This is a genomic window from Longimicrobium sp., from assembly GCF_036280135.1.
GTDB lineage: Bacteria > Gemmatimonadota > Gemmatimonadetes > Longimicrobiales > Longimicrobiaceae > Longimicrobium.
The window spans coordinates 1-2,739 of the sequence record NZ_DASURI010000531.1; the positions used below are offsets into that span (position 1 = coordinate 1).

The following is a 2,739-nucleotide window of genomic DNA, read 5'->3' on the forward strand; positions in this document are numbered from 1 at the left end:
TGCTCCATGTTGTCGCCGCCCAGTGGCCAGTACTTGATGACTCGTTCTCCGGCAAAGCTTGTCTTCCCTAGAATGGCCTGGAGGAAAGCAGAGTCTGATGGACCTTCCACTAAGATAACCAAGTCCGACACGAGATTGTCAGTGACCTCATAACCTAAATCGTTTAGAATTGTCGCGCGGCTCGTCGCATCATCGACATTGATGTGACCACGATGTGAGGTAAAAAACACCCGATCAACCAAGTTCACGTCGAGAAAAACGTTAGAATGAGTCGTTAGAAAATACTGTTTGTTCGTAGAATGCCTCAGAAAATTTAGGAGCTTGCGCTGGAACTCCGGATGCAAATGGCTCTCAGGTTCCTCTATGTGCAGAACCTCGTACGCGGGTTCCAGCGAGAGGTAGAGCAGTACCAACAGATCCTGCAGGCCCAGTCCCGCACTGGCTGCATCAATCCAGTCTCCAGATGGTGTGGAGAAGTGCAGCGTCAGGTGATTACCCTCCACGAGTAGAACATCGAATGAAAAACCTGATGAGATACTTTCAAATGCCTGCCGTACGTCGATGTACCGCTGGTACTCGGCTGTGTGTGTGATCTGGTTTTTCAGATAAAAAAGTCGATTTAGAATACCTGACCCATGAGGCGAGACTTGTTGACCGCTGTTAATTGCATCAGTGAGGGGTAGGGAGCGTTTGGCTGGGATGACCAGCACGGTTGGAAAAGTCGGGAAAACCGTGCGAAATGCGTTGAAGATCGCTTGGCGCGGTAGGGTCCCATACCCTGATAGAAGGCCGTTGCCAGAGATCCGGTTGGCGATGTCTCGATAGAATTCTTGGTGCTCGTTTCTCCACCAGAGATCCCGTGTACTTGAGACGTCCTCGATGATCTGCTGGAACTCCCCCCTAAGGATTGGATACTCGCGATCCCAAGGCATCTCAGCGCAAGAGTCCTCAAAAATCCTTTGGACGTCGTCAGCGGTGAGGTGCTTGCCGACGGTAGCGCGTGCTCGGTCAGCCGCAGCCAAGAGCAACGTTGATTTACCACTATTGTTTCTTCCGCAGACAACATTGATCCGGCCCAAGCTACGTAGCTCGGTTTCCTGCAGCGGCCCTGATGAAGAGAGGCGTAGGTTCTCAATCATGCGAAGTTTCAATGGGGAGTGTCACGGCACCAGCTGCGGCCCGCGCCGGCGGGGCGGCTTTGTCCCCGCGTCCGCCGGATAGGTGACGGCGGTGAGGAACAGGCCTTCCGCCGGGGCGGGCGGAGACGTCTCCAGCCCCTCCTCGCCGGCGAGGAGGCGGTCCATCTCTTCGGGCTCGCGCTGCCCCAGGCCGATGTCCACGAGCGTGCCCACCAGGTAACGCACCATGTGGTGCAGAAAGCGGTTGGCGGATACGTGGAATTCCAGCCCGATGCCTTCCCAGGGGGCCCAGCGGGCCTCGGTGACGGTGCAGCGGTCGCCGCGCTCTTCCTGGCCGGCCTTGGCGAAGGCCTTGAACGAGTGGTCGCCCACGATGCGTTCCGCGGCGCGTTCCATGGCCAGCAGGTCCACGGGGCGCAGCAGGGGCCAGCACCAGGGTGCGCGGAAGGGCGAGTCGGCCTCGCTGGCCAGCCCCAGGCGGTAGATGTACGACCGCGAGGTGGCGTCGTAGCGCGGGTGAAAGAAGGGCGGCGCCATCTCCGCGTCGGCGACCCAGACGTCGTCGGGGAGCAGGGCGTTCATGGCGCGGCGCAGGGCGTGGGGCGACCAGCGCAGGGGCACGTCGGCGGCGGCCACCTGTCCGGTGGCGTGCACGCCGCGGTCCGTGCGCCCGCTGCCGATGACGGCGCAGGGCCCGTTGGTGAGCTTTGCGAGCACGCGCTCCAGCTCGCCCTGCGCCGTGCGCTGGTCGGGCTGCACCTGCCAGCCGTGGAAGGAGCGCCCGTCGTAGTGGACGGTGAAGCGGATGCGGTGCCGGTCCGAGGAGGTCGCCATAGCGGCGGGAAGGTAGGGGCCGGCGCGAGCGTGCGAAAGTGCGAACGCGCGAGAGCCAGAATGGGGTGATCGCGGCGGCTTGAACCGTGCGGATTTTCGCTCGGGGCGGCCGCGGACGGCACGCGCGGCCTCCGCATGCGGCATGGTCGAAGCCCCGTCACCGCGCGCGTGGGCGCGGTGACGGGGCTTCTCGATCGTCCAGCGGCGGATCACCCCCTCGGCGTGCGCGCCCGGGGGGCGCCACGGTGCTCGCGCGGACCGCTACGGCTCCCGGCGCGGCGCCACGACGAGGCCGTCCGGGTCGTCGATCACCATCTCCGCCGCGCGACCGTCGCGCAGGGTGAAGCGGACGCGCCGGTCCGCCTCCTCCCAGCGGAACCCGTCGACGAAAAACTCGCCGTCGCCCAGGCTCACCAGCTCCACGCGCGCGGGAAGGGTGCGGCCGTAGTACCAGCCGCCCAGCTGGTTCCGTGGATTCAGCTCGGCGCGCAGGAACCACTCGCCGTGTGCGAAGGTGATCCGCGCGTCCACGAACGAGCCCGATGCGTCGGGCGTCACCCGCAGCGGCGAGAGGGCCCGCAGCGGGCCAAAGCGGGGATCCGTCTCCATCCTCCGGCGCAGAAAGAGCAGGGCGGAATCCGGGACCTCCGCCCGTCGCTCCGGCGCCAGGGCCGCGCGCAGCGTGGCCGTGTCGCCGTCCAGGAACGCCTGGATGATCCGCATCCCCGCCGCCACCGTGTCCGAGGCCGGGTTCAGCGTTCGCCGG

3 protein-coding genes are annotated in these 2,739 nt (G+C 64.2%); all 3 read right to left on the reverse strand.

Annotated elements, in window-relative coordinates; genetic code table 11:
* On the reverse strand, nucleotides 1-1,139 hold a 1,139-nt coding region (locus tag VFZ20_RS17100; RefSeq protein WP_329685129.1), incomplete at its 3' end, for an AAA family ATPase.
* A gap of 21 nt (nucleotides 1,140-1,160) precedes the next feature.
* Nucleotides 1,161-1,973: a tRNA pseudouridine(38-40) synthase TruA gene (gene truA, locus VFZ20_RS17105; RefSeq protein ID WP_329685130.1), complete on the reverse strand. Its 813-nt coding sequence runs from the start codon at nucleotides 1,971-1,973 to the stop codon at nucleotides 1,161-1,163.
* A 261-nt stretch (nucleotides 1,974-2,234) separates the two neighbouring features.
* On the reverse strand, nucleotides 2,235-2,739 hold a 505-nt coding region (locus VFZ20_RS17110; protein ID WP_329685131.1), incomplete at its 5' end, for a hypothetical protein.

Coding starts and splice junctions, on each gene's coding strand:
- truA (WP_329685130.1), bottom strand. CDS start 1,973: ATGGCGACCTCCTCGGACCGGCACCGCATCCGCTTCACCGTCCACTAC.